The organism is Pseudomonas sp. NFACC13-1, assembly GCF_900104425.1.
Classification (GTDB): domain Bacteria; phylum Pseudomonadota; class Gammaproteobacteria; order Pseudomonadales; family Pseudomonadaceae; genus Aquipseudomonas; species Aquipseudomonas fluorescens_AA.
The window spans coordinates 1-5519 of the sequence record NZ_FMXV01000061.1; the positions used below are offsets into that span (position 1 = coordinate 1).

General features: G+C 63.5%; 1 protein-coding gene. It reads right to left on the bottom strand.

Going from position 1 to position 5519, the window contains the following annotated elements; all coding sequences use genetic code 11:
* Nucleotides 1–5504 (bottom strand): amino acid adenylation domain-containing protein (locus BLQ55_RS30950; protein WP_371128558.1); only part of this gene is annotated, 5504 nt, incomplete at its 3' end.
* Between the last annotated feature and the right edge of the window lie 15 nt (nucleotides 5505–5519).

Genomic DNA, 5519 nt, shown 5'->3' on the forward strand with positions numbered 1-5519 from the left:
CCAACCGTTGCCGCCTGCGCCAGCACCACCGCCGGAGCGCTATCCGCCAGCATGTAGGCAATCCGATCCGCCGGATACGCCGGATCCAGCGGCACATAACCGCCGCCCGCCTTCAAGATCGCCAGCAAGCCCACCACCATGTCGAGACCACGCTCGACACAGATCGCCACCCGCGAATCCGGCCGCACACCCTGCCCGCGCAGATAATGCGCCAGCCGGTTGGCCTGCTCGTTCAGCTCGCGATAGCTCAGGCGCTGACCGCCATGCAGCACCGCCAATGCATCCGGCGTGCGCTGCACCTGTTCCTCGAACAACCCATGGATGGTCTGTTCCAGTGGGTACTGTGCTTGCGTGGCATTGAAACATTCCAGCTGGCGACGTTCGGCATCGTCCGGCAGCACGATGTCGCTGATGGCGACGCGGGCATCCGCCACCATCGCCCGCAACATGCGTTCCAGATAGCCGAGGTAACGCTCCATGGTCGCCTGGTCGAACAACGCCGTGGCGTACTCCAGGGAGCCTGAAATCAGGCCATCTACCTCACCCAGGTTCAGCGACACATCGAATTTCGCGCTATGCCCCGGTGCCTCCACGGTCTCCAGCATCAGTCCTTCCAGGACGAGGTTCTGTTCAACGGCTGCCTGCCAGGACAGCATGGCCTGGAACAACGGGCTGTGGGACAGGCTGCGCATCGGCTTGACCCGCTCCACCACTTGCTCGAACGGCAGGTCCTGATGGGCCTGGGCGCTCAACGTCTGTGCTTTAACCCGTTGCAGCAACGTTTCGACGTTCGGCCCCCCGGACACATCAATGGGCACGGCCAGGGTGTTGACGAAGAACCCGATCAGTTCCTCGACCTCCACGCGCCGACGGTTGGCCGTCGGCGAGCCGATGACGATCGTATCCTGCCCCGAGAGGCGGCCAAGCACCGCCGCCCAACCGGCCAGCACCGTCATGTACAAAGTCGTACCGTGGCGCTGGCTCAACGCCTTGAGATCGGCCGTCAGCACCCCATCGAAGAGCACCGGCAAACGCGCTCCGGCATAGTCCTGCTGCGCGGGTCGCGGACGGTCTACAGGCAAGGTCAATAAAGGCGGTACATCCGCCAGTGTCCGTTGCCAGTAGGCATTCTGCTCACTCAACACATCGCCGCTCAGCCAGCGGCGCTGCCAGACGGCATAGTCCGCATATTGGATCGGCAGCGGCGGCAACGGATCGGCCGCGCCATGCAGGCAGGCCTGGTAGAGCCTCCCCAACTCACGGACCAGCACATCCATCGACCAACCATCCGAGACGATGTGGTGCAGAGTCACCAGCAGAACATGCGTCTCGTCCGCCAGCCGCACGAGGCGACCGCGGATCAAGGGGCCCTGTCGCAGATCGAACGGCGCCCGCGCCTCGTCCGCGGCCAACCGGGCCAGTTCGCCTTCGGCGTCGGTATGCAGGGACAGGTCATGGAACGTCAAGGCAAAGCCGGCCCCTTCGACGGCGATGCACTGCACCACCTCACCGTCGACCTTGTCGAACGTGGTACGTAACGCTTCGTGACGCGCTACGATCCGGTCCAATGCCCCATGCAGGGCTTGCGGTGACAGCCGGCCCTTGAGACGCAAGCCACCGCAGATGTGATAAGCCGCGCTGCCGTCCATCTGCGCCAGGAACCACAGGCGCTGCTGTGCGAACGACAGGGGCAACGCACTGTTGCGCGGTACCGCCTCGATGGGCGGCAACGTGCTTGCCGACGCTTGGGAGGCCCAGGCTGACAATCCCATCAATCCGGAGTTGGCAAACAGTTCCGCCAGGGTCAGCTCCACGCCCAGTTGCTGGCGCACCTGAGACATCAATCGCACGGCCAACAACGAATGCCCGCCCAGCTCAAAGAAATCGTCATGACGACCGATCTGCTCCACGCCCAGCAACTGACGCCAGATATCGGCGATGCGCATTTCCATGTCGCCCCGTGGCGACTCATGGTCGCGGCTCGAATAGGCCGCGCTGTCCGGGGCGGGGAGCGCTCGGCGATCAAGCTTGCCATTGGCTGTCAAGGGCAGCGCGTCGAGGCGCACATAGGCCGACGGCACCATGTGCCGGGGCAAGTGCACCTGCAATTGCGCACGCAAGTTGTCGGCCGTCAGGGCCGGGTATTCGCCCTCGTGTAACGTGTAATAGGCCACCAGACGCTTGTCATCCGGTGTGTCACCAGCCGCGATGACCACAGCCTCGCGCACACCGGCACAATCGCTGAGCCTGGATTCGATTTCACCCAGTTCAATGCGCAAGCCGCGTATTTTCAGCTGACCATCATTGCGTCCCAGGTATTCGATATTGCCGTCCGGCAAATAACGTCCAAGGTCACCGGTACGGTACATCCTTGCGCCTTGCACAGGGTCGAATGGGTCTTGCACGAAACGCTCGGCGGTCAGCTCGGCACGGTTCAAGTAGCCTCGCGCAACCCCTGCGCCCCCGATATAAAGCTCACCCGTCGCACCGACCGGAACCGGTTGCAAGTGTGCATCGAGCAGGTAGATCCGTGTGTTGCCCACCGGCTTGCCGATATGCAACACCGCCTGGGAGGCGTCGATCCGGCCCGAGGTGGCGACCACCGTGGTTTCCGTGGGGCCATAGTTGTTGATCAGCGTAAAGCGTGGGTCGGCGGGCAGTCGGCGCAGACGGTCACCGCCGATCAGCAGCGTACGCAACCGATCGTGGCTGAGGTTGCCGCCGAAGGCGTACTCGGCAATCGGCGTAGGCAGGAAGCACACATCCAGCGCCTGGGCCTGCCACCAATCCAGCAGTGCGTCGACATCCTCGCTGCCGGCATGGGCCGGTGGCAGCAACAGCGTGGCCCCGGCGCACAGGGCGGGCCAGATCTCCCAGGCCGCGGCGTCGAAACCGAAGCCAGCAACGCTGGACGTGCGGCTGCCGCGCACCAGTTCGAAGGACTGACAATGCCACCCCACCAGGTTGTTGAGGTTGCGATGCTCGACCATCACCCCTTTGGGCAGACCAGTCGACCCCGAGGTGTAGATCACATAGACCAGATGACTCGGCTCCAGGCCCGGCACCTGAGGGTTGACATCGCCGCCGTCCGGGCTGATCTCGTGCTCAATATCAATCACCGGCACCGATGCATCGACCATGAGGCCGCCGGTAGCCAGTTGCACCAGGACCGCCGCCGGGGCGCTGTCTTGCAGCATGTAGGCAATGCGCTCGGCCGGATAGGCCGGGTCTATCGGCACGTAACCCGCCCCGGACTTCAGGATGCCCAGCAACCCGACGATCATCTCCAGGCTGCGCTCGACACAGATCGCCACGCGGTCATCCGGGCGCACACCCAGCGCCAGCAGATGATGAGCAACCTGGTTCGCCCGGGTGTTGAGTTCGCCGTAGCTCAGTGACCGGCCTTCATACACCACCGCCGTCGCCTCAGGCTGCATGGTGGCCTGGTCTTCGACCTGGCGATGAATCAGCGCCTGTCCGGCATACACCGCGCTCGTGGCGTTCCAAGTCTCGATCAACTGTCGACGCTCGGCCCGGGGCAGGATGTCCAGGCTGTGCAAAGGCGCCTGCGGTGCTTGCTCCAACGCATCAACCAGGCTTTCCAATGCCACCTGCATATAGCCACAGATGCGCTGGGCGCCGATAGGGGATTGGACTTGCGCCGTGAGGCTGAACCCCTCGCCCAGGTCGTCCACTGAGAGCGTCAGCGGGTAGTTGGTGCGTTCCTCGCCTCCCAGGGCTTCGATCCCCTGCCAGGCTGATGACGATTGCAGTGCGAGGGGTTCGGCCACCGTATGCCGGTAGTTGAGTAATGCGCTGAATAGCGGTGTGGGCGCGGCCACGCCACTGCAACGTTGAGCCAGTGCCAGGGAAGCGTGCTCATGCCCCAACAAACCGGACAACCGTTCATGGGTCGCCAACACGCCGTCACGCACACTGAGTGCCCCCAGTCGCACGCCGATTGGCAAGGTATTGATAAACATGCCCAGTGCTCGGTCGGCGCCTTCGCCGCCCTGCATCCGGCCCATCAATACCGTACCGAACACGACGTCTTCACGGCCCGATACCCGGCCCAGCACCTGAGCCCAGGCCAGATGATGCAGACTGGCCGCACTCACGCCCAACTGGCGCGCCTGCCTGCGCAGGCGTTGGCTCAGATCGGGGGTGATGCCCTGACTGGCTTCTTCGACGCTACTGCCGTCGCCACGCAGATCCTGTAAACCGAACGGCAGCGTCGGTTCATCGATAGCGCCGAGCATCTCGCGGAAAAACGCTTCATGCGCCTTCGGACTGACGCCCAGGCGAGCCTGGGCCACATAATTGCGGTACGGCACCGCATCGCCCATCTGGTCGGTCTGTCCGAGCAAATGAGCCTGCATTTCATGGCGAACCACTTCCAGCGCCGTGTGATCGAGCGCCATGTGATGGAACAGCAGTGTCGCCACCCAACGCCGGTTTACCGCATCCTCGGCAAAGCGGATACGCATCAGCGGAGCCTGGCGGATGTCCAGGCGCGCATCGAAGTCTGCCTGCAGTCGGCCGGCGACATCGCCGTTCTCATGGCGCAACGCCACTTGTTCGACACCCAGCACGGCCTTGCGCCAGACCACTTGCACCGGTTCATCGAGGCCGTCCCAGGCCATGGATGTACGCAGGATGTCGTGACGATCGATCACGCCCTGCAGGGCCTGGGTGAAATCATCGAGGCGTTTGCGGCTATCGAAGGCAAACTGCGCCTGTAATACGTAGGGGTCGCCCTGCTCAGCGGCGAAATGGTGATAAAGGATGCCTTCCTGCAAGGGTGCCAGCGGATAGATGTCTTGCACATTACCCACGCCACCCGGCACGCTCGCCACGATGCGGTCGATAGCCTCCTGGGTCAGTGTCACCAGCGGCAGCAAATCGGGAGTGATGCGTTGACAATCCGGCGCGATCAGGTTCGCCGGAACCTGAATCTCGCGGCCATCATGACTGCCGACCGCAGCCGCCAGCGCGGCCAGGGTGGGCTGGCTGAACAGAATGCGCACATCGGCGCTCAGGTTGACCTGGCGCATCCGCTCGATCAGGCTGACGGCCAGCAGCGAATGACCGCCCAGCTCGAAGAAGTGGTCGTGACGGCCGACCTGTTGCAGGCCCAGCAGGTCCTGCCAGATCTGTGCCAGGGCGATTTCGGTCTCACCTTGTGGAGCTTCGTAGCCGCGGGTGATGACCGAATCCAGGTCTGGGGCCGGCAAGGCCTTGCGATCGAGCTTGCCATTGGGGGTCAGCGGCATGGCGTCGAGACGCACATAGGCCACGGGCACCATGTATTCCGGCAATTGCCCTTGCAGGTAGCTGCGCAGGGTCTCTATGTCCACCGTTTCTGACTGGGTGAAATAGGCCACCAGGCGCTTGTCACCCGGAACGTCTTCACGGGCCAGCACCACCGCCTCTTTCACGACGTCATGTTGGGCGAGCTTGGCTTCGATCTCGCCCAGTTCGATGCGGAAACCACGGATCTTCACCTGGTCGTCGTTGCG